The sequence below is a fragment of the Telluribacter sp. genome (assembly GCF_035998675.1).
Lineage (GTDB): Bacteria > Bacteroidota > Bacteroidia > Cytophagales > Spirosomataceae > Telluribacter.
The window spans coordinates 119,045-143,696 of the sequence record NZ_DASYHI010000014.1 but is presented as its reverse complement, the minus strand read 5'-3'; the positions used below and the strand labels follow the sequence as shown (position 1 = coordinate 143,696).

Below are 24,652 nucleotides of genomic sequence, written 5' to 3'. Positions count from 1 at the left end.
TTCCGGCGGCTACACATACCCCTCAATGCCCAGTCCGAAGAGGGCGAAATCATACTTTACCGGATCGTGCGGGTCCAGCTGGCGGAGGGAAGCCGTAAGCTCAGTGGCCGTTTGCCAGTCGGTTTGGGGGCGGGTAATGAGGCCCAGGTGTCGCGCCACGCGGTCTACGTGCACGTCGCAGGGACAAACCAGCTGGCCCGGCTGAATGCGCCTCCAGAGGCCAAAGTCTACTCCCCGGTTATCCTGACGTACCATCCAGCGCAAAAACATGTTCAGGCGCTTGCAGGAAGATTTACGGGCGGGCGTAGCAATGTGTTTGCGGGTACGGGCGGAAAAGTCCTCCAGCGAACAGAACAGGTCGTGAAAGCCCCTCAAAGCTCCTTCCACCGTTTGGTCTCCAACATTCATTCCCCGCAGAAATGCCTCTTCCAGCGAGTCATGCTCCCGGTAAAAATCCCGAAAAAAATGGAGAAAATAGAGGGTGTCGGTGGCGTTGAAGGTACGGTGCTTAAAGTGCAGAAAGCGTTTCAAGTCCGACTCCTGGTGATTGACAATAAAGTCATAGGGCGCTCCATCCATCTGCAAAACCAGCTCCGAACATTTAGAAATGATGGTCTTGCGCTGGCCCCACGCCAGAATAGAAGCCCAGAAGCCCATAATTTCAATGTCCTGCCGGAGGCTGAACCGGTTCGGGATACTAATGGGGTCGTGGGGGATAAAGTCCGGACGGTTGTACTGTTCGTACTTTTGGTTGAGCAGGTCGACGATATAGCCCGACAGAGGTACTGGTTCAGTTTCGGGGACTGGCATGATTGCTTCCAAATACATACGCAAGTACCCTCGACACCCCCGAAAAAAACATGACGATGACCGAAAACAGGAACGTAAAAATAGCTATGAAGGGGTACATCAGCGTAAACATCACACTCCATACCTTGTAGCCGGTAGTCTTTTTAAGTTCGGCCCGCTCTTCTTCCCGCTTTGATCTATACTGAGGTGAGTGTTTCATGGTATTTATTTTAATTCAAAGTTCTGGACAGACCTCCGGTAAGGTTATCTATCCGAATAAAATATGGTGTAGCAGGCCTTAGTTGTTAGCCTCAATGTAGCTGATTTCCGCCCTGAAACGGCGGGTATCGGGCGACAGACGCTCGAAAGCCCGGGCCGATAGCTTAATGACGATATCTTCGTTGATACTGGTATTGGGTATCCGGCCTATTACTTTCACCCAGAGGGTCTGCTGATTAAATTCATTCTTTACCTGCACCAGGGTACCTATGGGAGCTGAACGGTGCAACGCCAGAAACTTGCTGGTACTCTCGTTGGTATCAATTACCTCCGCCAGGCCCGACTCACGCATTTTTTTACCCGCCATGGGCTTGGTCGTCACGGGCTCTTCGGTCGGCTTGACGACCTTCTCAGGGACAGCCGCTTTGGCACGGGACGAGTCGGATACATCGTTGGTTGCCACTACTTCGCTGGGCCGACGGGCCAGGTACGCATTTTCGGATACAATCAGCTCCTGTCCCAGCATAACGTTATCGGAAGACAGGTTGTTCCAGCGACGGATATCCGCCATGAGTACCCCGTTCTTTACGGCAATGCTGTACAGGGTCTGGCCCGGCTCCACTTTATGAATACCGGAAGGAGTCGGCGTAGGCTTTTCCGGAGCTGGGGCGGCAGCTACCTTTTCTTCCTTAGGCTTTTGTTCTTTGGGTACTTCTTTGGCAACCTGCGGCCGGGCGGGTGGTCCATCGTAAGGTACCCGTATCACCTGGTCGAACCGCAACTGGTCATTGATTCCGGGATTAGCCTCTTTGATGGCCTGAATGGTGGTTTTGTAGCGGCGCATAACCGCGTACATGGTTTGCCCCTGATTTACCTTGTGCAGGATATACACTCTGCCGTTCACCGTTTCGGTACCTACCGAATCCAACGGCACCGCCTCCGGATGAAAAGTACCACGCGCCCAGGCTGCTTCCCCTCCGGCCAAACATACAAACAACAACGTCAATCGAACCAGGTATTTCATTTAGGATGATAGTTTTATGCCTACAAATTCATTACTATTTCGAAGAAAAACAAGGGTTTCGTCCTTAAAAAGCATGGTATCCCTTCCTACTCCTTCCCGGCCTTCGACCAGGCAGGTATGGTACAGAATTTCCCTTTTCCGGTTTATGACTACTATGTATTGTGCTATCTTTTCTTTCTCGTAAATATAGTAAGAAAATGCTATATAGGGACTGGCTTCCAGATAATCGATGACGGTGACGCCGCTAGTATTCACGGTTTTATCCAAGAACGAAGACAGGGTTTCAAAATATACATCGCCTTTTCGATATCGTATAGGTACCCGGTAGGCGGGCGAGTCGGTAGTGGAGGTCATTTCTTCTTCGGCCAGGGTAGCTAACCGGCCGTTTTCCAGGTGGCATTGCTTGTAAAGTACTTTGTCCTGCTGCCGGGTAGCTACCACAATATTCGCTTCATCAAGTACCTTTACAAAAATATGGTTGGGGGCCGCCCAGCTCAGGAGCCCGTCCTTGGTCGAAAGGGACAGCAGGTCCGTGGGCTCGGGCAGGTCCGGGAAGCGGTAGTTATGCAGGAACAGCTGATCGTCGGCCAGTGCCGTCAGGGTAGTCCACCAGTCGGCGGCTTCGGGCCTGGTTTGCCAGCGGAGGGCTGGCTCGGCCAAATCAATCAGCGCGAAATTGGTTTCTTTGTTGGGAACATCGCGTAGCTCCACGGCCCACTCGTTTCGTCCGGGAGCAGGATGCGGCAGTACCCGCCAGACAGCATAGGGAAATACGTGGGAGAAAAACTCTGTCAAAACTGCAACCGGTTTAGTACCTGACACCACCTCTGAATCTTTACTGCTGAACAACCTACCGTTGACTTTGTTCTTCTACCAGGGCCGGGGCAGGTAGTTGAATTCAGCGCCCTGATATGACCCAGTAGCTGGTCATAAACAAAGATACATTAATTTTAGGCGTTTTTAAAGCTACCCAAATCTAAAAAATATTCCAGTGAAAATCTTAGGTATTATACCCGCCCGCTATGCTTCGTCTCGTTTTCCGGCCAAGGCCCTCGTTGAAATAAGTGGTAAAAGTATGATTCAGCGCGTGTACGAGCAGGCTGCCCAGGCTACCCGGCTGGAGCAGGTGGTAGTAGCCACCGACGACGCGCGCATTTTTTCCCATGTGCAGGAGTTCGGCGGGCGGGCGGTTATGACCTCACCCGACCACCAGAGCGGCACCGACCGCTGCTTTGAAGCGTTACAGGCCATTGGCATGCAAGCCGATTACGTCATAAACATTCAGGGCGACGAACCTTTTATTCACCCCAACCAGATTGACCGCCTGGCTGAGGTACTTGACCAGCAAACCGAGCTGGCTACGCTGGTAAAAGTCATTGAGGACGAAGAAATCCTCTTTAACCCAAATGTACCTAAGGTAGTACTTACCCGCCAGCAGCAGGTACTTTATTTTAGTCGGCAAACGGTACCCTACCTGCGCGGCCTCCCCAGCTCTGACTGGCTCAGTAGCCATACGTTTTATAAACACATTGGTATTTATGCCTACCGGACCGACATTCTGGCGGCCATTACCCGTTTGCCGGTATCGGCCCTGGAAAAAGCTGAGGCGCTTGAACAACTACGGTGGCTCGAAAATGGTTATACCATCAGGGCTGTCATTACCCCCGAAGATTCGCACGGGGTGGATACTCCCGAAGACCTACAGCGCGTGGCACGGAAATTTTTATCCGGTTCGGGGCTTAAGCCTTAAAAAACTGCCGCCTGCATTATTAGCACGCGCTATACAACTTAAGGTTTTCTTTCGTTACATCTATATTCAATTATAATTTAATACCATATCCTAAATACCTTAAAACATGCAATACAACATACTCTGGGCTGATGACGAAATAGATTTGCTCAAACCACATATCATGTTTCTGACCAACAAAGGCTACCAGGTAACGCCCGTTAACAGCGGAGCCGACGCCCTGGATCAGGTCGAAAAAAAGCGCTTCGACATTGTTTTTCTGGACGAAATGATGCCCGGCATGACCGGCCTCGAAACCCTGGCCCAGATCAAGCAGATGCGCCCGGCCTTACCGGTAGTCATGATCACCAAGAGTGAAGAAGAGCATATTATGGAAGATGCCATTGGTTCCAAAATAGCCGACTACCTCATCAAGCCCCTTAACCCGAACCAGATTTTGCTCTCGGTAAAACGGATACTGGACAACAAGCGCCTGGTTACCGAAAAAACCACGCTGAGTTATCAGCAGGAATTTCGGAACCTGGCCATGCAGTACCAGGACCGCATTGGCCACGAGGAATGGGTGGAGATTTATAAAAAACTAATCTATTGGGAGCTGGAACTGGAAACCTCGCAGGACCAAAGTATGGCGGAAGTATTTGCCATGCAGAAAAGCGACGCCAACTCTAACTTTTCTAAATTCATTGAGGAAGAATACGAAGACTGGCTCAACGAACCCCGCGCCGACAAGCCGGTACTTTCACACCAGCTCATGAAGCAAAAGGTATTCCCGCACTTGAAAGGCAGCGGCGAACCGCTTTTCTTCCTGCTCATCGATAACCTTCGCTATGACCAATGGAAAGTCATTCAGTCTATCATGCAGGAGTACTTTACTATTGAAGAAGAGTCGGCCTACTACTCCATACTGCCCACCACTACCGGCTACTCCCGCAATGCCATTTTTTCGGGGATGATGCCCAGCGAAATGGAACGCAAGTACCCGCAGTGGTGGGTGAGTGACGAAAATACGCCCGACGGCGAAGAAGGTCTGAATAATTACGAGAACGAGTTCCTGCAGAAGCAACTGGAAACCAACCGGCTCAATATCAAAGCCTCCTACCACAAAATCCTGAATACGAACCAGGGTAAATCGCTGGTTGATAATTTTAGTAACCTGCTCAACAACCAGCTCAACGTCATTGTCTACAACTTCGTAGATATGCTCTCACATGCCCGTACCGACGTGCAGATGATCAAGGAACTGGCTCCCGACGAGGCCGCCTACCGGTCTATTACCCGCTCATGGTTCCAGCACTCTCCGTTACTTGACTTTATCCGGAAGGTAGCCGAGAAAAAGGGGCGGCTGATCCTGACTACCGACCACGGCATGACCCGTGTGCAAAAGCCGGTCAAGATTATCGGTTACCGCGAAACCAACACCAACCTGCGGTACAAGCACGGCAAAAACCTGGGCTTTGACGATGGGCACGTGCTGGTTTGCCGCAAGCCGGAACGCTTCTTCCTACCCAAGCCCCACATGTCTACAGCCTATGTGTTTACCAAGGAAGATTACTTCTTTGCTTACCCCAACAACTACAACCAGTATGTCAATCTTTATCGGGATACCTTCCAGCACGGCGGTATTTCGCTGGAAGAGGTAATCATTCCCTTTGTGCACATGAAATCGAAGTAGGGAGCTGATCAAGTACTATAATTACGAAAAAAGCAGAGCTGGCAGCTCTGCTTTTTTCGTGCCAGAATGTACCTCAACTACATTTATTTGCCCGCCTATGAAATTTTCAATCCTGGCGGCGGCCTTTTTTGAAAGTACTTTTGCAGTACATGCCTGAGAATAAGTACTACAAACTGGATTCAGGTATGCTAAATTTTTTCTAAAAATAGTTTAGAGCTGAATCCGGTAATTGCCTTCCTAGTTCTTATCAGGTACCATTTTTACTGGGTAACGGCTTCCTTTACCTCTCCGTTTTCGCATTTGAGTATACGGGCGGGAAAATTCCGGAGGAAGTCATAGTTATGGGTAGCCATCAAAATGGCCGTACCGGCATTGTTAATGGTTTGGAATACCTGCATAATCTGCTCGCCTACTTCCGGGTCCAGGTTACCGGTAGGTTCGTCAGCAATCAGGATCTGGGGTTCGTTGAGCATGGCCCTTGCGATTACAACCCGCTGCTGCTCACCACCCGACAGCTGGTGTGGTAGTTTTTTGGGGGAAGTACCTAAACCTACCTGCATAAGTACCTCCGAGATACGCCGGGCTATGTCAGCTTTGTCTTTCCAACCCGTCGCCCGCAGCACAAACGAAAGATTTTCCTCCACCGAACGGTCTGTCAATAGCTGAAAATCTTGAAACACAATGCCAATTTTTCTACGCAGAAAAGGAACATCCTTCCGCCGGATCTTATGCAGCTCATAGCCGGCCACCCGGGCCGAACCGGTATGGAGCCACAAATCGGCATAGAGGGTTTTCAGTAATGAGCTTTTGCCGCTACCCGTACGCCCAATCAGAAATACAAACTCGTCTTTGTTGACCTGAAAGTGTACATCGGCCAACACCAGCTTTTGTCCCTGATAAATATCCGCACGTTCCAGCGCCACGACAGGCTCAGTCGAGAAATCCATGGTAAAGGTAATTAGTAAAGTAGCTGCCCGTTAACAGACCTGAAAAACCCGGAGGTGCAAGGACAAAGTTTGGTCAGCCGGAAAAATCCGGACTTCTTACACACAATCCTATACCCCAGGTTATGGACCTGAATATATACCTTGCTTAGCTGTTTCCTTTCCGGTAGTCAGCCAGGAATTTCTCCAGACCACTGTCAGTGAGCGGGTGCTTCATCAAAGCCAGCATAGCACTTAGCGGACCGGTCATTACATCGGCACCCAGCTGAGCACATTGTAGGATGTGCATCGGATGACGTACCGAAGCCGCCAGTATCTGGGTTTCGAAACCATAATTGCGGTAGATGGTAACAATCTGCTCGATCAGGTCAATACCGTCAGTGGAGATGTCATCAAGGCGACCGATAAACGGAGACACGTAGGTAGCACCGGCCTTGGCGGCTATCAAAGCCTGACCCGCCGAAAATACCAGCGTACAATTGGTTTTGATACCTTTTCCGGAAAAATACTTGAGCGCTTTCACACCCGCCTGGATCATAGGTACCTTCACCACTATTTTCTCATCAATTTCAATGAGTTCTTCTCCTTCCCGGACTATTTCGTTGAAATCCGTAGAAATAACTTCGGCGCTCACATCGCCATCTACCAGGTCACAGATCGCCTTGTAGTGACTCATGATGTTATTTTTGCCGATGATGCCCTCTTTGGCCATCAGTGAAGGATTGGTGGTTACACCATCAAGTACACCCAGCGCTTGGGCTTCTTCTATCTCTTGTAAATTGGCGGTATCAATGAAAAATTTCATGAAAGTAAAGAAGTAAGTTGTTACGAATAGCCGCAAAAATAGGGAAGCAATGGGAAACAAAAAAAGGCAAACCGAGAATCTCACCGCTACGACCACCTACCCTTGCTTCGGTCAAGACCTGGGGGATTCGGCAGGAGCTGGTAGTTCCGATTTGCCCCTGCAAAGATAAGTACATTTTCTTAACAAGAAAAAACATTCGCTCGTCAATCTGTCTTACTTTTGCAGCAATTAACTCCAAATGAGCTACCATGCGCCCTCTGTTTTTTTTTGTAGTAAGTATAGTTCTCCTTTCTGCCTGCTCCCAATCATCTGATGCTTTTCTGGAAAAAGGCCGCAGCCTGATGCGGGAAGGCAAAACGCGGGAAGCCATTGAGTACCTGAATAAAGCCATCGAAAAAAATACTTCCAACGCCGAAGCTTTCAACGTGCGCGGTGTAGCCTACTTTGAAATGAAGGAGTACCCTACCGCCCTGCTCGACTACGAACAGGCCATTCGGCTGGAGCCTGATTTTTATCGTCCTTATTTTAACCGGGCGCTGCTGTACACCTCCCAGAACCGGCTGGATTCGGCCCTCGCCGACTACGACCGCGCCGCCCGCCTCGCCCCCGACACCGCCGATGTATACCTTAACCGCGGCCAGGTGCGGGCTATGCTCGACAGCGTACCCCAGGCAATTGAAGATTTTGAAAAAGCGACCCAACTCGACGCCAAAAATACCCAAGCCTGGTACAACCTGGGCAATACGTACTTTCGGCAGGGCTCCTTCGATAAAGCTGCACTGGCCCTGCGGCAGGCTACCCGCCTGGACCCTCAGTTTAGCAAAGCCTTTTATGGCCTGGGGCTGGCTCAGTGGCAGGGAGGAGAGAAAGAAATAGCCTGCGGTAGTTTCCGGCAGGCCGAAAGGCTCGGCTTTCGGGAGGCGGCAGCCGCCATTGCCCAGTACTGCGGCCAGTAAAAATACCTTGAACAGGTACCCGAACCGGAGAAAATAAAAATAGTGTGACCATTCGATAATTAATGGCCGCATTTTTGCATTCAATTTGAAAAATTCTTATTACTTTGTACTCATCATTTCTTGCCGTTTGTTCACTATTACTGATCCTATGAAGATAACATCTACGCTAAGCATCATCGCAGCAGGTATTCTGTTTGCCTCTACGGCTTTCGCTCAGGACTCCTGCCCCGGTACAGTAAGCCTCACGGCCCCCCTTTCGGGTGCTAAAATCATCGAGCAGGCTGCGGAGCACCTCTCGGCTGCCAACAAAGTACAATCAGGCGACGTAACCTACCAGGCCGGTCAGTCGGTGACCTTAACCGCCGGCTTTGAAGTAAAACCCGGTACAGTATTTAATGCTTCCATTGCCAGGTGTTCGGCCGTGGAGAAGAATCGCCCCGGTCTGGAAGAAAACATACTGACCCTGGGTGCCTATCCCAATCCCTTTGCCCAGAATACCCTGATTGAGTATACGCTGCCCGAAAACGCTAAAGTCACGCTTAGCATCATGACGGTGCAGGGTGTTACCATCTCTAAGCTGGTTTCAGATCAGGAACAGGCTGGTGGTACCCACCGGGTTACGTTCGAGTCAGAGACGCTCCCCGACGGAGTTTATATCTGTACGCTTAATACCCCGCAGGGTCGAAAAACCCATAAGCTCGTAAAGCAGAAGTAAGCATAAAGGTATCTGTTGCACAATAAAGAGGCGAAAGGGTTTCCATCCTTTCGCCTCTTTTCAGGTTTGCCGGCCCACCCCGCCGGATGAAACAAGTAGCATTTCTTACTTTTGTACTTCTTATTCCAAAAGAACCTAGTCCTGATCCTGCTCATGAGGCCCTTTGCTATTGTCTTCGGAATCATATTTGTACTTTTCTCCTACTTCCAGTTCAATGATCCGGATGCTGAAATCTGGATTATAGTCTATGCCGCGGCCGCTCTGGCCTGTTTTATGGCCCTTCGGGAACTCTGGCCGTGGTGGGTGTTTGCGGTACTGGCAGTGGCCTACCTGGTGGGGGCTATCTTCCAGTTGCCGCCGCAGTTTGAAGGGATACTCTTCGATGAAATGGAGATGCGCAGTACAAACATTGAGCTGGCCCGCGAGTCACTGGGACTGGTGACCTGTGCTGCCGCCATGGGAGTACTGGCCTGGATGCAGCGGCGTTAATCTTCCCAAGTCCATTCTATTTCTTTTACGCCAAACTCGGGTCGGGTACCGTCGGCCAGGGTCAGCTGGAGCTTACCCGTGTTGCTGATACCGGCAATCGTCCCCCGGAAGCTTCTCTCGTTGGCCCGGAAGTTGCGTTGTTGCTGGTAGCCCAGCAGGTACTGAAGGTACTCCTGCCGGATCTCCTGCTGCCTTCCCGAACGCAGCCGCAGGTAGTAGCTTTCCAGCCATTGCAGCAGTCGGGGAAATTCTTCGGTCAGCGAATAGGTACTACCGGTTTCCCGGCTCAATGAGCTGGCCCGCACCGCCTCAAACTGTTGCTGGTTTATATTCAGTCCAATACCTACAATGGAATGAGCAAGACGGGTACCCTGGAGGGAATTTTCAATGAGAATTCCCCCAACTTTGCGGGAGTCTATGTACAGGTCATTGGGCCATTTGACGCAACTACCCGGCGCGTACTGCGCCAGGTAGGCTCTTACGCCCAGGGCTACGGCCTGACTGAGTAAAAATTGCTCACTGATTTCCAGAAAATTGGGCTTAAGTACCAGCGAAAAAGTAAAGTTCTGTCCCTGGCTCGTCAACCATTGGTTACCCCGCTGCCCCCGGCCCGCGGTCTGCTGGTCAGTAATGACAACCGTTCCCTCCGAAAAAAATGGCGCGCGTACTATTTCAGCCGCTATGTCGTTGGTAGAATGACAAGTTGGCAGATAAAGGACCTTTTTACCAATAAAGACTGTTTTAGATAGGGAGTCGTACACTTTTTTTGATTTATTTTCTACTTTTATAAATGAGAAATCAGTGCGCCGCACTTTTGTCTTTTTCACTGGTAACAACAACGCATGAAACAACGCAAAAATAAAGAAGTATCTTCACAAGAACTCTGCCAGATGGTGGCGAAAGGAATGATGGAAAAGAAAGCGCAGGAAGTAGCTATTCTGGACCTTCGCAATGTAAAAAATGCAGTAGCTGACTATTTTGTTATTTGCTCAGGAAATTCCGATACTCAAATAGATGCCATTGCTGATTCCATTGAGGAAGAAGTTTACAAAACCTCCAGCATTGATCCATGGCACAAGGAAGGCAAGGCCAACCGCGAATGGATTCTGATTGACTACGTTGACGTAGTAGCCCATGTTTTCAAGAAAGATCGTCGCAAATTTTATGACCTGGAAGAACTCTGGGGCGACGCCAAACTGACCATCATTGAAGAGTCGGTTGCATAAGATATTCCGCGTGAACATTCGTAGTGCGGAATATGTTTCTTATTAATAATTCCTATTAATGCCATACAATAATGTCTGAAAACGATAACAAAAGAAATCCGTTAAACCCAAAAAGTCCTCAGCGGGGGTACCAGGGCTGGATTATAGCCGCCCTCATTGCCACTATTCTGGGGATTACCTATCTCAACCGCTCCTCTACGCTAAGAGAAATTACCCAGAAGCGTTTTGAGAAAATGGTAACTGATGGGGATGTAGCCCGCGTAACCATAGTAAATGATAAGTTGGTGGAGGTTACCCTGGAGCCGGATGCTTTGAAAAAAGACAAATATCAGGTCATATCCAAGGATAATAACTACTTCGGCGGAGAAGCCGGCCCCCACTACCAGTTCCAGATTACCTCAGCAGAAACCTTTAAAAAGGACCTTGAACAGATGCAGGAGGGAGTCGCGGACACCGAAAAGGTTGAATATACCATTGATACGCGCAACGATTGGACCGGTTTTCTGGGCACCTGGGGATTCTTTATCATCATGATTCTGGTGATGTACTTCCTGCTGGGACGAATGTCGGGAGGAGTAGGCCCCGGTGGACAGATCTTTAACATTGGTCGCTCCCGGGCTACGCTATTTGATGCTGAAAATAAGGTAAAAATTACCTTTAACGATGTTGCCGGACTGGACGAAGCCAAGGAGGAAATCAAAGAAATTGTGGATTACCTTAAACACCCCGAGAAGTTCAAGAAACTGGGCGCCAAGATACCTAAGGGTGCGCTGCTGGTAGGACCTCCGGGTACCGGTAAAACCCTGCTTGCCAAGGCGGTAGCCGGTGAAGCGGGTGTTCCGTTCTTTTCACTGTCCGGTTCTGACTTTGTAGAAATGTTTGTGGGGGTGGGTGCCGCCCGGGTGCGTGACTTGTTTAAGCAAGCCAAAGAAAAAGCTCCCTGTATCATATTCATTGATGAAATTGATGCTGTAGGCCGTTCGCGGGGCCGGGGTGGTATGCCAGGCTCCAATGACGAGCGCGAAAACACGTTAAACTCCCTGCTGGTAGAAATGGACGGTTTTGCCACTGACTCCGGTATTATTATCGTAGCGGCTACCAACCGCCCGGATGTTCTTGATTCAGCCCTGTTGCGTCCCGGTCGGTTTGACCGCCAGATATCAGTTGATAAACCCGACGTAGTTGGTCGTGAGGCTATTTTCAAAGTACACCTGAAGCCGCTTAAACTTTCCGAAGACGTAGATATACAGAAGCTCGCTGCGCAGACCCCGGGTTTTGCCGGTGCCGAAATCGCCAACGTTTGTAACGAAGCCGCCCTGATTGCCGCCCGCCGTGACCGCAATGAGGTAACTATGCAGGACTTCCAGGATGCGATGGACCGGGTAATTGGTGGACTTGAGAAAAAGAACAAGCTTATATCGCCCGAAGAGAAGCAGATTGTAGCCTACCACGAAGCCGGCCATGCCGTAGCGGGCTGGTACCTTGAGCACGCCGATCCGTTGGTGAAGGTGACTATAGTACCTCGCGGTGTAGCCGCGCTGGGTTATGCCCAATACCTGCCCCGTGAGCAGTACCTTTACCGGACCGAACAACTCTTTGATGAGATGTGTATGACCCTGGGAGGTCGGGCCGCGGAAGATGTAGTATTCGGTAAAATTTCGACCGGAGCCCTCAGTGACCTGGAGCGGGTTACCAAACTGGCTTACAGCATGGTGACCATGTACGGTATGAACGAAAAGATTGGTAATGTGTCGTACTACGATTCCAAGCAGTCGGACTACGCTTTTACCAAGCCTTACTCAGAGTCAACCTCGGAGGCCATTGACCAGGAAGTCCGCAAACTGATTGACAAGGCTTATCAGCACGTTAGGGCTATGCTAACCGAAAAGCGTGTTGCGCTGGAGAGTATAGCTCAGGAGCTTCTCAAAAAAGAGATCCTTTTCCAGAGTGACCTTGAAAAACTTATCGGACAGCGTCCGTACGAAAAAGAAACCAGCTATCAGGCTTATATTAACCGTAAGTCCAATGAAGAAGCTGCCATTCATAAGGAAGTTGTGAAGCAGGCAGAGGAGCAGCAGAAGGCCGACGAAGATGTCAATGTAATCACCGAAGAAGAGGGTTCTGCCGACAGTAAGGCATAGTTAACTATTCATATTATTCAAAAAAGCTGGCCGGTACCCTACCGGCCAGCTTTTTTATTACCTTGCTGCTGACCTTATAGTTCAAACTTAATACCCTGAGCCAGGGGCAGCGCGTTCCCAAAGTTGAGCGTATTGGTTTGCCGACGCATATAGGCCCGCCAGGCGTCCGAGCCGGACTCACGCCCGCCGCCGGAATCTTTCTCTCCCCCAAACGCTCCGCCAATTTCGGCCCCGGACGTACCAATGTTTACATTGGCAATACCGCAGTCTGAGCCGGCGTGCGACAGGAATAACTCAGACTCCCGCATATCCAGCGAAAACAAGGCTGACGACAGCCCCTGTGGTACCCCATTCTGGATCTCAATGGCCTCTTCAATGGTACTGTACTTCATCAGGTACAGAATGGGAGCAAACGTTTCGTGCTGTACTATCGGGTACTGCTCAGCAACCTCGGCAATGCAGGGAGCCACGTAGCACCCCGATTCGTAGCCCACCCCTTCAAGTACCTTAGGCACCACCAGAAAAGTACCCCCTTCTTTCCTGATTTCTTCCACCGTCGCCAGGTACCCTTCTACCGCCTGCTTGTCAATCAAAGGACCTACGTGGTTGCCTTCGTCCAGCGGGTTTCCGATGCGAAGCTGCGCGTAGGCTTTGGTGAGCCGCTGTTTTACCTCGTCATAAATACTCTCGTGGACAATGAGGCGGCGGGCTGAGGTGCAGCGCTGACCGGCCGTACCGACCGCCCCAAACACGATGCCCGGAATGGCCACGTTCAGGTCGGCCGAAGGAGCCACAATAATGGCGTTGTTACCGCCCAGTTCCAGCAGGCTCCGCCCCAGCCGCCGTCCTACGGCTTCGCCCACGGCTTTGCCCATGCGGGTACTTCCCGTGGCGGAAACCAGCGGCACGCGCGTATCCTCGGCCAGCCACACCCCTACCTCGCGCCCACCGGTTACCAGGCAGGAAACGCCTTCGGGCACTTCATTTTTTATAAGTACTTCCCGGATAATGTGCTGACACGCCAGGGACGATAGTGGTGCTTTTTCGGACGCTTTCCACACACATACATCGCCGCATACCCAGGCCAGCATGGAGTTCCAGGACCAGACTGCAACCGGAAAGTTGAAGGCCGAAATAATACCAACTACCCCCAGCGGATGCCACTGCTCGTACATGCGGTGCAGCGGCCGCTCACTGTGCATAGTCAGGCCGTAGAGCTGGCGCGAAAGTCCCACGGCAAAGTCACAAATATCAATCATTTCCTGCACCTCGCCCATACCTTCCTGCAGGCTTTTGCCCATTTCGTAGCTGACCAGGGTACCCAGCTCGCGCTTGTAACTACGGAGCTGCTCCCCTATCTGCCGCACCACTTCCCCCCGCTTGGGGGCTGGCACCAGCCGCCACTCCGCAAATGCCTCCGTGGCTTTTTCAATAATTCGGTCGTAGTCTTCGCGGCTGGCTTCCCGCACGCTGGCGATCAGCTTGCCGTCTACGGGGGAATAAGACTCTAACACGGAACCACTCCCCTCCCAGCTTTCCTGGCCGGTACTTTGTCCGGCGTTGACGGATTTTATGCCTAATTTATCCAGTATATCTTTCATAATAGTCTGTTGATTGCCCTTCTGTTCTGGAAGGTGAAATTTAATATTTAGTTATGGTTATGGTCCCGAAACAAGCTGCCATTTTGCGTAGCCAGAAATTCCCGAAGCGGAATATCCTCCTGCTTCAGAAAACCCTGCTGCGGCAGGGTACCCGCTGCTACCATCTCCACTACCGCCGCTATGGACCCAGCGGTGGTCCAGGAAATAGCCCGCCAGTGCTGTCCGTCGATCTCGATGGGGTGGTAGGCCCGGTAAAACTCTTCCCGTTCCAGGTGGTCGCCTTTCCAGCCTTCTACCACGGCGTACACGTACACTACATCTTCCTGCACGGGAGGTTTGGCTTCGGTCAGTATTTTTTCAACCAGCTCCCGTTGATTTTTCAGGATCAATTCATACAACATAAACCGCATCAGGCGGCAGTGCCCCGGGTAGCGGATGGTCTTGTAGTTGAGGGTATCGAGCTTTCCTTCGAAGGTTTCACACATAGTACCCAGCCCGCCGGAAGTACTGAACGCCTCAAACTCCTGCCCTTCAATATTTATCATTTCAATCCCTTCCAGCGAAGGTACCATCTTACGTACTCCGTTGTGAATTACTTCGGCATCGTTGATGTATTCATTAATGACCCCGGCGGGCGACCAGGTAAACGAGTAGCCCATCAGTCCGTTGGGGAAGCGGGGAAGCGCCCCTACCCGCAGCTCAATATCGCGCAGTTTGCTGAATCGCCTGGCCAGGTCAGAGCCCACGATACCAATCAGGCCTGGCGCCAGACCGCATTGTGGGGCCATAACCCCCTTGCTATGCTTTGCCATTTCGCGAACAGCCGTAGTAGTAGGGACATCTTCGGTTAAGTCAAAATAGTGAATCCCGGCCTGGTAAGCTGCCCGGGCAATGGGCAGATTAAGATTGTAGGGCATGCAGGAAACTACCGCGTCGAAGTCCGGAATAGTTTGTTCGAGGGTACTTAGGTTGGTGACGTCACCTTTCAGGAGAGGAAAGCTCAGCTCAATGGCGGGGTCATTTTTATCAAAACCGGTAACGTCGAATTGCTTGGCCAGCAAGGTACCCACCAACGAGCCGACCTTACCCATGCCAATGACAAGGATTTTTTTCATAGTAAAGTACTAATCAGGATAAAAGGATGAGGTATGGTAAAGAATTAACTATCCCCGGAAAGAGGATGTTTCACTGACCACAATAAGAATGCTGGAATAAATAATAGGCCCAAAACCTAATAGTAAGTACCCGGAACATGGGAACACATGCTGCGAAGGAAGGCCATGCGGGAAAGTTGTATGTTGATGGTAGGATTCAATCTCTGAACAGCTGTTTTGACAAATATATATTTTATTAGCAATAAATTTAATATTGCACCTGATTTCCAGTTTGACACCCTCTTTTTTACACCTACATGAAAAACTTTACATTCACCATCCTGCTGGTACTTGGCGTAACTTTATCTTCAACGGCCCAAATTACCCAAACCCTGCGCGGCCGGGTGGTAGACAAAGAATCGAAATTCCCACTGGCCGGAGTGACGGTGCTGGTTGACGCAAGTACTTCGATGGGTACCATTACCGATACGGCCGGGGTATTCAGGCTCGAAAATATTCCGGTTGGTCGGCACAGTATCAGGTTTTCATTGGTTGGCTATAAGGAAGTACTGCTGAATAATATTGTACTAGACGCCGGGCGCGAAACTATCCTGAACGTAGAGATGGAGGAGAGCATCACGGAACTAACGGCCGTCACCGTTCGGGCGCGTCGCAACGGTGAAGCGGCCAACGAAATGGCCCTGGTGTCGGCCCGGCAGTTTTCGGTGGAAGAAACCGAGCGCTACGCCGGTAGCCGGGGCGAGCCGGCCCGCATGGCTTCCAACTTCGCGGGGGTACAAGGAGCCGATGACTCGCGCAACGATATTGTAATCCGGGGTAATTCGCCCGCGGGGGTACTGTGGCGGCTGGAAGGCGTAAGCATCCCCAATCCCAACCACTTTGCCATTGCGGGTACTTCGGGCGGTCCGGTGAGCATCATCAACAACCGGTACCTGGCCAACTCTGATTTTTTTACGGGTGCGTTTCCGGCTGAATTTGGCAATTCCATCGCCGGGGTGTTTGACCTGAAGCTACGCAACGGAAATAACCAGAAACACGAGTTCATGGCGCAGTTCGGCTTTCTGGGAACCGAAGGTATGGCCGAAGGACCTATTTCTAAAAAATCGGGCTCGTCGTATCTGGCCAGCTACCGCTACGCCAACCTGGGGCTGTTCAGCAAGGCGGGACTGGACATAGGTACCCAGGCGGTGCCCAGCTATCAGGACGGCTTCTTCCGCCTCAACTTCCCTACCCGCAACGGCGGCAACCTGGCCCTGTGGGGACTGGGCGGTACCAGTACCATCGACATACTTATCAGCGAACAAAAAGCCGATGACCGCAATATATTCGGTCAAAACGACCGTGACCAGTACTATACTTCCAGCATGGGGGCTCTGGGGCTTACCTACAACCAGCCCCTCAGCAAATCAACCTTTTTCCGGGCTACCTTGGCGGTTTCGAACAATACCCAGAATGCCAACCACGACTACCTTTTTCTGCGCAAAGACAGCCAGGGCCGCCCGGTGGTGGAGAACGAACGGTTTGTGGTGGAGCGGAAGGCTCCCATACTCGACTACCGATTCAGTGAAACCAAGGTATCTGCCGTTACGTCGCTGACCCGCAAGTTCAGCGCCCGCTCTACGCTGAAAGCGGGTATCAACGCTGATGTATTCAACTTCGCTGCCTTTGACAGTACCCGAACCTTTACCGACATTACCAATACTCAACTAGGGCCGTGGCGTAGCCGCTGGAATGCGGACGAGGCGTTTGTGATGCTACAGCCTTACATCCAGTGGAAGTACTTCCTGTCCGAAAAGCTGACCCTCAGCCTCGGGGCCAGCAGCCTGTACAATTCTATCAATACCAATAGTTTCTCTCCCTTCGAGCCACGCGCCGGACTATCCTGGGAACTCCCCAACCGCCAGAAACTTACCTTCGCGACGGGCCTGCACAGCCAGTTAATGCCCACCTACACCTACTTTTACGGGGAAGATCTCAGGTCCACCACCGGCTTTGCTAAACTTCCTAACCGGGACGTGGGGCTAACTAAAAGCTGGCACTGGGTAACCGGCTACAGCCGCCTGCTGGGACAAAATATGCGTCTGCTGGCCGAAGCCTACTACCAGCGTCTGTTTGATGTACCCGTGGAGGCAGCACCCGGCAGTTCCTTTTCAGTTCTGAATACGGGTTCGGCCTTTTCGCGCATTTTCCCCGGCCAACTCGTCAACGAAGGCATCGGGCGCAACTACGGCGTAGAGCTGACGCTGGAAAAGTTTTTTAGCGACGGGTACTACTTTTTGGTCACTACCTCGCTTTTTGATTCGAAGTACCAGGCCAAAGACGGCGTGTGGCGCAACACGGACTTTAACGGACGTTACGCTTTTAACGCGCTATTTTCAAAGGAATTTGTGATCAGGGAGCGCTCGCGGCTCAACCTGGGAGCGAAGTTTACGGCCATTGGCGGACGCTGGTACGGACCGGTAGACGAAGCAGCCTCACGAAATCAGCAGGAGATTGTGTACCAGGATGCCGGTCGGAACACGCTACAGTTTGCTCCCTACCGCCGCTTTGATATCAAAACCGAGTACAAAATTAACCGCTCCGGAATTACCCATACTATAGCCATAGACCTGGTGAACGCGCTGGGAATCCAGAACCTGCTGTCGCTTAGCTATGCCCCGCAGCCCGATGGCTCGTTCATTAAACAAGAATACCAGTTGGGGTTCCTGCCGGTGTTCTACTACCGGATTGATTTCTAAAATGGATAAAGAATGGAATAGTACTTGCTGACAAACAGATCAGACGAATACTTTGTGGGGAATCTGTACCTGGATGCAGGTTCCCCGTTCCTTTTTGTCAGCTATTCTGAGGGTACCCCGTAGGCTTCCAACCCGGCTCCTTACGTTACTCAGGCCCACCCCTTCTTTACCCGACGACTTTAACCCCTCACCGTTGTCTTCTACCTGAAGTGTAATCTGCTCTTCGTTATTATGCAGAGAGATAATAGCCTGCGTAGCGCGTGAGTGTTTGATGATATTAGTAGCCAGCTCCTGAATCATACTGTACATTTCAAACTCCGTCTTTCGATCCAGACGCTCCTCAAATCCATCTATTTCCATCCGGAACCGGATACTGCCATTTTCATTTAGTTTCTGCCCCAGTTTCTGCAGGGCTACGCGCAGGCCGTCCTTTTCCAGCTCTTTGGGCAACAGGTTATGGGAAAGACTACGTACCTCCTCGTAAGCCCGTTGTACCATTTGCTGTACACCTTCGTAAATATCTTTTTCGGTCTGGGAGAGGGTTCCCTTATCTAATCCGTACAGGTACCAGTTTATGGTTGAAATCGTTGACCCAAGATTATCGTGTAGCTGGGCCGCTACCCGCTTGCGCTCCAGAGTCTGTCCTTTTACGAGGGCCTCCCGTATTTCCGCGTTTTTGCGACGGAGGGTATTGTTATTCCACCACAGAAGTACCATCACAAACAGGATAAGTATTGAAAAACCAATCAGAAACTTTTGCGTTGCTTCCTGCTTTTCAATTATTTTCCTTTGAATTTCTACGTCTTCCTGCTGGTTGTCAAAGAGAAGCTGGTGAAGCGAAAATTGTCGTCCCACATTGTTTTCCTGTGTCTCCCGTTTGTCATAGGTTACTTTTTCAAGCGCTTCCAATGCTTCCGGAAGTTTCCCCAAGCCTTTATGGGACCTGAATAGGGTCATAAGGGCCCAGTTGCTTTCTTTTTTGGAATGATAAACCTGTGACAGAGACAAAGCTTTCTTGGCGGCGATGATCGCCTTATCGTATTCCTGGGTGTAGTAGTACGCATTGGCAATGTCATTATAAACACTCATCATCCCAAAAATAGACTCCAGCTTTTGAACGATTTCCAGGGAAGTATGGAACTTTACCAGGGCTTCCCTGAACTGCTTTTTTCTGACTAGCATAAACCCTTCGCACCGAAGAACTTCAGCTTTACCATAATCATCTTTTGCCTGGTCATAATGCTTGTAGGCCTGCCTGTAATAATAAAGGGCCTGTGTGTACTGATCCCTGTCACGGTAGGAGTTAGCAATATCTACATAGCCCTCGGCCACTAGACCGTCCTTGCCGACCTCTTTGTAAATTTTCAGGGCCTTGTTATAGTAGTTCCGGGCAGAATCCCAGCGGGCTACGTTCCAGCGGGTATATTCTGTATAACAGAGCCCCATGAAACGGGCCGAATGAGCGCTATAAATTGGCAGATTTTCCTTTTCGGACAGCAGGTATATTTCCGTTGCCATTGCCATAAGAGCGTCATAATCAACCTTATGCAGGTAAGAGTACCCAAGTGCATAATAGGCTATAACCTTACCTTTTTTCCAATTGTTTTTCTGGGCCAGGCGCAGGGCTTTCTGGGCGTATTCCTCTAAAAACCGGCTATCCTTATGCAAGTAGTAGAAAGCAGCATCCGCGTAAGCATGTACCAGCAGGGTATCGCGTTGAAAAGCAGGAGCTTGCTTTTCAAGTTTCTGTATATGATTAAAAAGCCGGGTAGAATCAATCTTACCCGCCCGGGCGGGTAGTAACCCGGCCAAAAAGAAGAAAGCTACTATTGCTAAATATACTCTCATTCGAATCACATAATCCCGAAAGTTATACAAATATTATCGAAGGAGCATGGATTTAATACCTTTTTCGTAGTACTTCTACCACTATACGAATGCAATATACTACTTTTAATTCAAAGACAAAGCTACTCACGCTGCCCTAGAAATCTTATACTAAAAGCGACGTATATACCTCATATACTTGCAGGTACGTTTTTAAAATCTCACCTACTTCCTTTATCTCCTGCTTACGTAGGTATTGTCCCTAACATAAAATCGATAAGGTAGCCCGGCCCCCTGCGTTATACCGATCCGGGTGGTAACAATGGTATCGAAGCCTGATAAGACCGGCGGTGTTATATAGACAGGCCCCGTACTAAGGGAAGAGCAGTTATGCTCCCGAAGCGTAATTCCCATGGCCTGCACCAGCTTGCCCGGTCCGCTGCACAGGTCTTTTTCCAGCAGGGGTCTGGCCCGGCTTAGGGGTACCATTTTTTTGGGATGCAGTTGCCGCCTTTGCTGCATGAGGTCAACGCCTTCGGTGGGCTGCAGGGCCCGGACCAATACCGCCTCCCCTACGCCTACCTCGCCACTAACCACATTGACACAGTAGTACATACCATAAATAAGGTACACATACAGCGTACCGGCGGGACCAAACATGGCCTGGTTGCGGGCCGTTTGGCGGCGGTAGGCGTGGCAGGCGGGGTCGCCCCACAGGTATGCTTCCGTTTCTACTATAATACCGGCCGTTCGGCCCTCCGGACTGTCATGTACCAACTCACAGCCCAGTAGCATCTGCGACAGGGTAAGGGTATCGTGTTGTTGGTATAATTCATGACTAAGTCTTTCCTTCATATTATTGTCAGACTTCTTCTGTTTTGTTTTGGGGTAAAACTTCCCTATTGGTACTTCTCTATAATTTAAAAAAAGTATAGCCAGGATTGTTCAGAAAAGCAAATTTAAAAAATGCAATATACTGATAATAAGTAATTTCCGTACGCAAAACAACAACGCACATTCATTACCCAAAGGTACTTTAAGGCACGCAGACCTTCGGGGCAGGTTAAGGTATATTTCTTTTGCGTTTTAGCTTAAATATTTAATGGTTTCGGATTGAGGCCCTTTTTTAACTTACTAAAAATAGTACTACCATGACTTACAACATGAACATAGAAGGAATACGGCTGGATATTCAGGCCGTTGACTTTGAACTGGACGATAGTTTTCTGGGGCGGATTGAAGCCGCTCTGGCCCGTATCCGGCGCTTTTATAGCGGTGATATAGTGTACGCAGATTTTTATCTAAAGCGGGAAACCAGCCACTCCGTAAACGAGAAATCACTGCACATCAAGCTGGGTATTCCGGGACGTGATCCGTTTGCGGCCGAGAAAGGAGATGACTGGGGACAACTGCTGAAAAATGCTACCGAGCAGATTATCAAACAGGTACAGAAGCAGCACAAATAGTCAGGCTCTACGCAGGTACTTCATGCCGCCCTCTCCCGTGGTTTGACACCGGAGAGGGCGGCCTTTTTTATATGACATTCATGGTCTGCTCTTTAATTTTCTCCAGCTCATCCTTCATCTGCACCACCAGCCGCTGAATGCCCACGTCGTTGGCTTTGGAACCAATGGTATTGATTTCGCGCCCAAGTTCCTGCGCTATAAAGTTGAGCTTCTTTCCGTTGCTGTCGGGAGCGTTGAGGGTTTCCAGAAAGTAGTTAAGGTGGTTACTCAGCCGTACCTTCTCTTCGGAAATATCGTATTTCTCGATGTAGTAGATCAATTCCTGCTCAAAACGGTTCGGGTCAAAGTTTTCGTCCGAAAGCAGCTCGCGAACATTCTTTTCCAGGCGCTCCCGCACGGCGGGGATGCGGTGTACATCCAGCTCAAGTACCTGTTCCAGCAGCGTCCGGATGGTACCGATGTACTCCGTAAATTTGGTAGCCGTCAGCGCGCCTTCGTGCTGCCTGAACTGATTACACTTCTGTAGGGCTTCGGTCACCGCCTGCTTGATCAAACCCCACTCCTGGTCTCGGCGCTCTTCGTTGGCTACTTCTGAGTTATATACATTGGGGAGCTGCAGAGCTATGCGCAACAACTCCGTTGGGTTGGGCTCAAAATTTAGTTCGGTTGCCGTTTGCCTCAAATCGTTGAAGTAGGCTTTTACCAGCGGACGGTTTACTACCGAGGTACCGGCCGCCTCGCCGGCCTGCTGGAAAGTGAGGGTACATTCTACTTTGCCGCGCTCCAGCGCCTGGGTCAGCATGTTTCTGATTTCGATCTCCCGCTCAGAATAGTTTTTGGGAATACGGCAGTAAATGTCCAGAAACTTCGAGTTCAGGGTTTTTATTTCAATGGTAACATTCAGAGAATCCGATTCTACGGTGGCTACCCCGTAGCCGGTCATGGATTTGAGCATGGTATATGGTTAAAATTTATTGCGTTGGTGCTGCTTATTGGACGGATGCTGGCTTTCGGAAGGTTGGGGTTTTTCCTGCAGGGCATTTTTTTTAAGTTCGGTCAGTTCGCGGCGGTACCTCGACACGTCACACGCCAGGTAAATAGCCTGTAGCATGGAGCCCGGCTCGGCCACTCCTTTGCCCGCAATGTCGTAGGCGGTACCGTGGTCGGGCGAGGTACGTACCGCCGACAGCCCAGCCGTAAAGTTGACGCCTTCGTTGAAGGCAATGGTCTTGAAAGGTATCAGGCCCTGGTCGTGGTACATGGCCAATACGGCGTCGTAGTTTTTATAGGTTTTGGCGGCAAAGAATCCATCAGCCGGAAAAGGCCCGAATACCAGGTGGCCGTTCTGACGAAACTCCGTAAGCAACGGGGCAATGATCTCCTGCTCCTCCGTTCCCAGCAGCCCATTTTCACCCGCGTGCGGATTGAGGCCCAAAACCGCTACCCGCGGCTTACCGGCCCCAAAATCTTCTTTCAGCGAGCTCAGTATTTGTTTAATTTTGGCGCTCAGCTTTTCCCTGGTAATATGGGTACGTACATCGGCCAGCGGAATGTGCCCCGTCAGTACGCCTACCCGTAGCTCACCGGATACCATAAACATGAGGGCTTCCTTCGTTTCAAACGCGTCGGCCAGGTACTCGGTGTGGCCGGGAAACTTAAATTCCTCGCTCTGGATATTGTCTTTGTTGATGGGGGCCGTCACCAGCGCCTGTATCTTGCCGGCTTTCAGGTCCTCGACCGCCCTTTTGAGAGAAGCGAGCGCCGCCTGTCCGGCTTCGGGGGTAACCTTTCCCGGCTCTATTTCGGTTTGCTGATCGTTCCAGCAGGTTATGACGTTGGTATTTTTTGGATTGGCCTGTTCGGGCCGCTGAATACCCTGCAGTGACCAGTCTTTCATCTGAAGCAACTGACGGTACCGGTTCAACACCCGCAATGAGCCGTAAATTATTGGGGTACACATGCTCGACAACTGATTGCTTTCCAGGGCTTTCAGTACCACTTCGGGGCCTATGCCATTATAGTCCCCCAAACTAATTCCAATCAATGGCTTTTCGTTGGCTTGTTCACTCATAGTCTAATTCTGATTCGTCATTGACTCCCGGTCGCAGACATATATTTTCGGGTTTACTAAATTCTCCTTCTACTTTTGCACTATAATCAACGGCAAGTTACGAAAATTCCACCGCCCACATGAAAATCCTCATTGTTGATGAAATGCACCCTTCTCTTTTGGGTATGCTGGACGAGCAGGGCTGGCAGTACAACTACCAACCCCGGTTTCGCCGTGACGATATCATCGCTCATATTTCGGCCTACGAGGGGCTTGTAATTCGTAGTAAAACACGGGTTAACGAAGAAGTGTTGGCAAAGGCCGAAAAGCTACGCTTCGTGGCCCGCGCCGGGGCCGGTCTCGACCTTATTGATCTGGATGCCATTGGGGGCCGCGACATCCGGCTGTTTCACGCGGGCGAAGGCAACCGCGACGCCGTGGCCGAACATACGCTCGGGATGCTGCTCTGCCTGTTTAACAATATTCTCAAAGCCGACCGGCAGATACGGCAAGGAACCTGGGACCGCGAAGGCAACCGGGGCATTGAGCTACTGGGAAAAACGGTGGGAATAATTGGCTATGGTAACAATGGCAGCGCTACCGCCCGCCGCCTGAGTGGCTTTGGCTGTAAGGTACTGGCCTACGATAAGTACCGCGATAACTACGGAGACCACTTTGCCGAAGAAGCACCCCTGGAACGGATAAAGCAGGAAGCGGATGTACTGAGCCTGCACGTACCCTTAACCTCCGAAACCCGGCAGTGGGTCAACGAGGATTTCATTGCCGGATTTACAAAACCCTTTTTCCTGAATAATGTGGCCCGGGGTGAAATCGTGAGCCTGGAAGCAGTAGTAAGTGGTCTGGAAAGCGGCAAGCTGCGGGGTGCCTGCCTGGATGTACTGGAAAACGAAAAACTAGGTACCCTGACTCCTGAACAGCAGGCCGCCTTTGACTACCTCCGCACCTCCGACCGCGTGGTACTTACCCCCCACGTAGCCGGTTGGTCACACGAAAGCTACGTCCGGATCAATGAAGTACTGGTCCGGCAGATTCGGGAGTGGGCTAATTCCGCATCCGGGCCAGCTTTTCATAGTTGAACATAGTAATGAAGCTCCCTGACTGATA

24 protein-coding genes are annotated in these 24,652 nt (G+C 50.7%); 10 read left to right on the top strand and 14 right to left on the bottom strand.

What is annotated here, in order from left to right; genetic code table 11:
* Window positions 1-9: 9 nt before the first annotated feature.
* The 4 genes from VGN67_RS07330 to VGN67_RS07315 all read right to left on the bottom strand — a co-directional run bounded on the left by VGN67_RS07330 (window position 10) and on the right by VGN67_RS07315 (window position 2,827).
* Window positions 10-810, bottom strand: coding sequence for a TIGR02757 family protein (locus tag VGN67_RS07330; RefSeq protein ID WP_327486146.1), 801 nt, complete (start codon window positions 808-810; stop codon window positions 10-12).
* Window positions 791-1,009: a hypothetical protein gene (locus VGN67_RS07325; protein WP_327486145.1), complete on the bottom strand. Its 219-nt coding sequence runs from the start codon at window positions 1,007-1,009 to the stop codon at window positions 791-793. Before VGN67_RS07325 ends, VGN67_RS07330 begins: the two co-directional genes overlap by 20 nt.
* Window positions 1,010-1,087: 78 nt before the next feature.
* On the bottom strand, window positions 1,088-2,032 hold the full coding sequence (locus VGN67_RS07320; protein ID WP_327486144.1) for a LysM peptidoglycan-binding domain-containing protein: 945 nt from the start codon (window positions 2,030-2,032) through the stop codon (window positions 1,088-1,090).
* On the bottom strand, window positions 2,033-2,827 hold the full coding sequence (locus VGN67_RS07315) for a DUF4905 domain-containing protein (RefSeq protein WP_327486143.1): 795 nt from the start codon (window positions 2,825-2,827) through the stop codon (window positions 2,033-2,035).
* A 196-nt stretch (window positions 2,828-3,023) separates the two neighbouring features.
* Between VGN67_RS07315 and kdsB the strand changes: the two genes are divergently transcribed.
* Entirely contained in the window at window positions 3,024-3,782 is a 759-nt protein-coding gene (kdsB, locus tag VGN67_RS07310) for a 3-deoxy-manno-octulosonate cytidylyltransferase (RefSeq protein WP_327486142.1), read from the top strand.
* Between the two features lie 106 nt (window positions 3,783-3,888).
* Window positions 3,889-5,454, top strand: coding sequence for a PglZ domain-containing protein (locus tag VGN67_RS07305; protein WP_327486141.1), 1,566 nt, complete (start codon window positions 3,889-3,891; stop codon window positions 5,452-5,454).
* A 260-nt stretch (window positions 5,455-5,714) separates the two neighbouring features.
* On the opposite strand, the gene VGN67_RS07300 is transcribed toward VGN67_RS07305, so the two are convergent.
* The 3 genes from VGN67_RS07300 to VGN67_RS07290 all read right to left on the bottom strand — a co-directional run bounded on the left by VGN67_RS07300 (window position 5,715) and on the right by VGN67_RS07290 (window position 7,453).
* Window positions 5,715-6,401, bottom strand: coding sequence for a cell division ATP-binding protein FtsE (locus tag VGN67_RS07300; RefSeq protein WP_327486140.1), 687 nt, complete (start codon window positions 6,399-6,401; stop codon window positions 5,715-5,717).
* Window positions 6,402-6,546: 145 nt separating this feature from the next.
* Window positions 6,547-7,203: a fructose-6-phosphate aldolase gene (gene fsa, locus VGN67_RS07295; RefSeq protein ID WP_327486139.1), complete on the bottom strand. Its 657-nt coding sequence runs from the start codon at window positions 7,201-7,203 to the stop codon at window positions 6,547-6,549.
* On the bottom strand, window positions 7,187-7,453 hold the full coding sequence (locus tag VGN67_RS07290) for a hypothetical protein (RefSeq protein WP_327486138.1): 267 nt from the start codon (window positions 7,451-7,453) through the stop codon (window positions 7,187-7,189). Before VGN67_RS07290 ends, fsa begins: the two co-directional genes overlap by 17 nt.
* Here VGN67_RS07290 and VGN67_RS07285 point away from each other — a divergent pair.
* From VGN67_RS07285 to VGN67_RS07275, 3 genes are all read left to right on the top strand, one after another.
* Window positions 7,452-8,159: a tetratricopeptide repeat protein gene (locus tag VGN67_RS07285; RefSeq protein ID WP_327486137.1), complete on the top strand. Its 708-nt coding sequence runs from the start codon at window positions 7,452-7,454 to the stop codon at window positions 8,157-8,159. The genes VGN67_RS07290 and VGN67_RS07285 overlap by 2 nt on opposite strands.
* Before the next feature lie 148 nt (window positions 8,160-8,307).
* The gene (locus VGN67_RS07280) at window positions 8,308-8,874 is read left to right on the top strand and encodes a T9SS type A sorting domain-containing protein (protein ID WP_327486136.1); all 567 of its coding nucleotides are present in this window, start codon (window positions 8,308-8,310) and stop codon (window positions 8,872-8,874) included.
* Between the two features lie 153 nt (window positions 8,875-9,027).
* Window positions 9,028-9,363, top strand: coding sequence for a transmembrane 220 family protein (locus tag VGN67_RS07275; RefSeq protein ID WP_327486135.1), 336 nt, complete (start codon window positions 9,028-9,030; stop codon window positions 9,361-9,363).
* Here the strand turns inward: VGN67_RS07275 and VGN67_RS07270 are convergent.
* Window positions 9,360-10,190: a biotin--[acetyl-CoA-carboxylase] ligase gene (locus tag VGN67_RS07270; RefSeq protein WP_327486134.1), complete on the bottom strand. Its 831-nt coding sequence runs from the start codon at window positions 10,188-10,190 to the stop codon at window positions 9,360-9,362. The genes VGN67_RS07275 and VGN67_RS07270 overlap by 4 nt on opposite strands.
* 15 nt (window positions 10,191-10,205) lie before the next feature.
* On the opposite strand from VGN67_RS07270, the gene rsfS reads away from it, so the two are divergent.
* Window positions 10,206-10,589 carry a ribosome silencing factor gene (rsfS, locus tag VGN67_RS07265; RefSeq protein WP_327486133.1) on the top strand — a complete coding sequence of 128 codons (384 nt, stop codon included), beginning with the start codon at window positions 10,206-10,208 and terminating at the stop codon, window positions 10,587-10,589.
* A 71-nt stretch (window positions 10,590-10,660) separates the two neighbouring features.
* Window positions 10,661-12,730, top strand: coding sequence for an ATP-dependent zinc metalloprotease FtsH (ftsH, locus tag VGN67_RS07260; RefSeq protein ID WP_327486132.1), 2,070 nt, complete (start codon window positions 10,661-10,663; stop codon window positions 12,728-12,730).
* Window positions 12,731-12,804: 74 nt separating this feature from the next.
* Here the strand turns inward: ftsH and VGN67_RS07255 are convergent, their stop codons facing one another.
* Both VGN67_RS07255 and VGN67_RS07250 read right to left on the bottom strand, forming a co-directional pair.
* The gene (locus tag VGN67_RS07255) at window positions 12,805-14,331 is read right to left on the bottom strand and encodes an aldehyde dehydrogenase family protein (RefSeq protein WP_327486131.1); all 1,527 of its coding nucleotides are present in this window, start codon (window positions 14,329-14,331) and stop codon (window positions 12,805-12,807) included.
* Between the two features lie 47 nt (window positions 14,332-14,378).
* A complete protein-coding gene (locus VGN67_RS07250; protein ID WP_327486130.1) occupies window positions 14,379-15,446 on the bottom strand; it encodes a saccharopine dehydrogenase family protein in 1,068 nt (355 codons plus the stop codon).
* Window positions 15,447-15,742: 296 nt separating this feature from the next.
* Here VGN67_RS07250 and VGN67_RS07245 point away from each other — a divergent pair, with 296 nt between their 5' ends.
* Complete coding sequence (locus VGN67_RS07245) at window positions 15,743-18,184, top strand: TonB-dependent receptor (RefSeq protein ID WP_327486129.1); 2,442 nt, start codon at window positions 15,743-15,745, stop codon at window positions 18,182-18,184.
* Between the two features lie 39 nt (window positions 18,185-18,223).
* Here VGN67_RS07245 and VGN67_RS07240 read toward each other — a convergent pair whose 3' ends face one another.
* Both VGN67_RS07240 and VGN67_RS07235 read right to left on the bottom strand, forming a co-directional pair.
* Window positions 18,224-20,032 carry a tetratricopeptide repeat protein gene (locus VGN67_RS07240; RefSeq protein ID WP_327486128.1) on the bottom strand — a complete coding sequence of 603 codons (1,809 nt, stop codon included), beginning with the start codon at window positions 20,030-20,032 and terminating at the stop codon, window positions 18,224-18,226.
* A 213-nt stretch (window positions 20,033-20,245) separates the two neighbouring features.
* Window positions 20,246-20,866 carry a DNA-3-methyladenine glycosylase gene (locus VGN67_RS07235; protein WP_327486127.1) on the bottom strand — a complete coding sequence of 207 codons (621 nt, stop codon included), beginning with the start codon at window positions 20,864-20,866 and terminating at the stop codon, window positions 20,246-20,248.
* 296 nt (window positions 20,867-21,162) lie between these two features.
* Here VGN67_RS07235 and VGN67_RS07230 point away from each other — a divergent pair, with 296 nt between their 5' ends.
* Window positions 21,163-21,477: an HPF/RaiA family ribosome-associated protein gene (locus VGN67_RS07230; RefSeq protein ID WP_327486126.1), complete on the top strand. Its 315-nt coding sequence runs from the start codon at window positions 21,163-21,165 to the stop codon at window positions 21,475-21,477.
* Between the two features lie 67 nt (window positions 21,478-21,544).
* On the opposite strand, the gene VGN67_RS07225 is transcribed toward VGN67_RS07230, so the two are convergent.
* Together VGN67_RS07225 and pdxA are read right to left on the bottom strand one after the other, a co-directional pair.
* The gene (locus VGN67_RS07225; RefSeq protein WP_327486125.1) at window positions 21,545-22,432 is read right to left on the bottom strand and encodes a YicC/YloC family endoribonuclease; all 888 of its coding nucleotides are present in this window, start codon (window positions 22,430-22,432) and stop codon (window positions 21,545-21,547) included.
* A gap of 9 nt (window positions 22,433-22,441) precedes the next feature.
* Entirely contained in the window at window positions 22,442-23,548 is a 1,107-nt protein-coding gene (gene pdxA, locus VGN67_RS07220; RefSeq protein WP_327486124.1) for a 4-hydroxythreonine-4-phosphate dehydrogenase PdxA, read from the bottom strand.
* A 119-nt stretch (window positions 23,549-23,667) separates the two neighbouring features.
* On the opposite strand from pdxA, the gene VGN67_RS07215 reads away from it, so the two are divergent.
* On the top strand, window positions 23,668-24,624 hold the full coding sequence (locus tag VGN67_RS07215) for a 2-hydroxyacid dehydrogenase (RefSeq protein WP_327486123.1): 957 nt from the start codon (window positions 23,668-23,670) through the stop codon (window positions 24,622-24,624).
* The last annotated feature ends 28 nt before the right edge of the window (window positions 24,625-24,652 follow it).

Bases quoted from the DNA above. Each gene is read 5' to 3' on its own strand.
- VGN67_RS07225 (WP_327486125.1), bottom strand. From the start codon at position 22,432: ATGCTCAAATCCATGACCGGCTACGGGGTAGCCACCGTAGAATCGGAT.
- VGN67_RS07300 (WP_327486140.1), bottom strand. From the start codon at position 6,401: ATGGATTTCTCGACTGAGCCTGTCGTGGCGCTGGAACGTGCGGATATT.
- VGN67_RS07235 (WP_327486127.1), bottom strand. From the start codon at position 20,866: ATGAAGGAAAGACTTAGTCATGAATTATACCAACAACACGATACCCTT.
- VGN67_RS07330 (WP_327486146.1), bottom strand. From the start codon at position 810: ATGCCAGTCCCCGAAACTGAACCAGTACCTCTGTCGGGCTATATCGTC.
- VGN67_RS07255 (WP_327486131.1), bottom strand. From the start codon at position 14,331: ATGAAAGATATACTGGATAAATTAGGCATAAAATCCGTCAACGCCGGA.
- VGN67_RS07230 (WP_327486126.1), top strand. From the start codon at position 21,163: ATGACTTACAACATGAACATAGAAGGAATACGGCTGGATATTCAGGCC.
- pdxA (WP_327486124.1), bottom strand. From the start codon at position 23,548: ATGAGTGAACAAGCCAACGAAAAGCCATTGATTGGAATTAGTTTGGGG.
- VGN67_RS07250 (WP_327486130.1), bottom strand. From the start codon at position 15,446: ATGAAAAAAATCCTTGTCATTGGCATGGGTAAGGTCGGCTCGTTGGTG.
- VGN67_RS07305 (WP_327486141.1), top strand. From the start codon at position 3,889: ATGCAATACAACATACTCTGGGCTGATGACGAAATAGATTTGCTCAAA.
- VGN67_RS07280 (WP_327486136.1), top strand. From the start codon at position 8,308: ATGAAGATAACATCTACGCTAAGCATCATCGCAGCAGGTATTCTGTTT.
- VGN67_RS07215 (WP_327486123.1), top strand. From the start codon at position 23,668: ATGAAAATCCTCATTGTTGATGAAATGCACCCTTCTCTTTTGGGTATG.
- VGN67_RS07245 (WP_327486129.1), top strand. From the start codon at position 15,743: ATGAAAAACTTTACATTCACCATCCTGCTGGTACTTGGCGTAACTTTA.
- VGN67_RS07275 (WP_327486135.1), top strand. From the start codon at position 9,028: ATGAGGCCCTTTGCTATTGTCTTCGGAATCATATTTGTACTTTTCTCC.
- fsa (WP_327486139.1), bottom strand. From the start codon at position 7,203: ATGAAATTTTTCATTGATACCGCCAATTTACAAGAGATAGAAGAAGCC.
- VGN67_RS07285 (WP_327486137.1), top strand. From the start codon at position 7,452: ATGCGCCCTCTGTTTTTTTTTGTAGTAAGTATAGTTCTCCTTTCTGCC.
- VGN67_RS07240 (WP_327486128.1), bottom strand. From the start codon at position 20,032: ATGAGAGTATATTTAGCAATAGTAGCTTTCTTCTTTTTGGCCGGGTTA.
- VGN67_RS07290 (WP_327486138.1), bottom strand. From the start codon at position 7,453: ATGGTAGCTCATTTGGAGTTAATTGCTGCAAAAGTAAGACAGATTGAC.
- ftsH (WP_327486132.1), top strand. From the start codon at position 10,661: ATGTCTGAAAACGATAACAAAAGAAATCCGTTAAACCCAAAAAGTCCT.
- VGN67_RS07320 (WP_327486144.1), bottom strand. From the start codon at position 2,032: ATGAAATACCTGGTTCGATTGACGTTGTTGTTTGTATGTTTGGCCGGA.
- VGN67_RS07325 (WP_327486145.1), bottom strand. From the start codon at position 1,009: ATGAAACACTCACCTCAGTATAGATCAAAGCGGGAAGAAGAGCGGGCC.
- rsfS (WP_327486133.1), top strand. From the start codon at position 10,206: ATGAAACAACGCAAAAATAAAGAAGTATCTTCACAAGAACTCTGCCAG.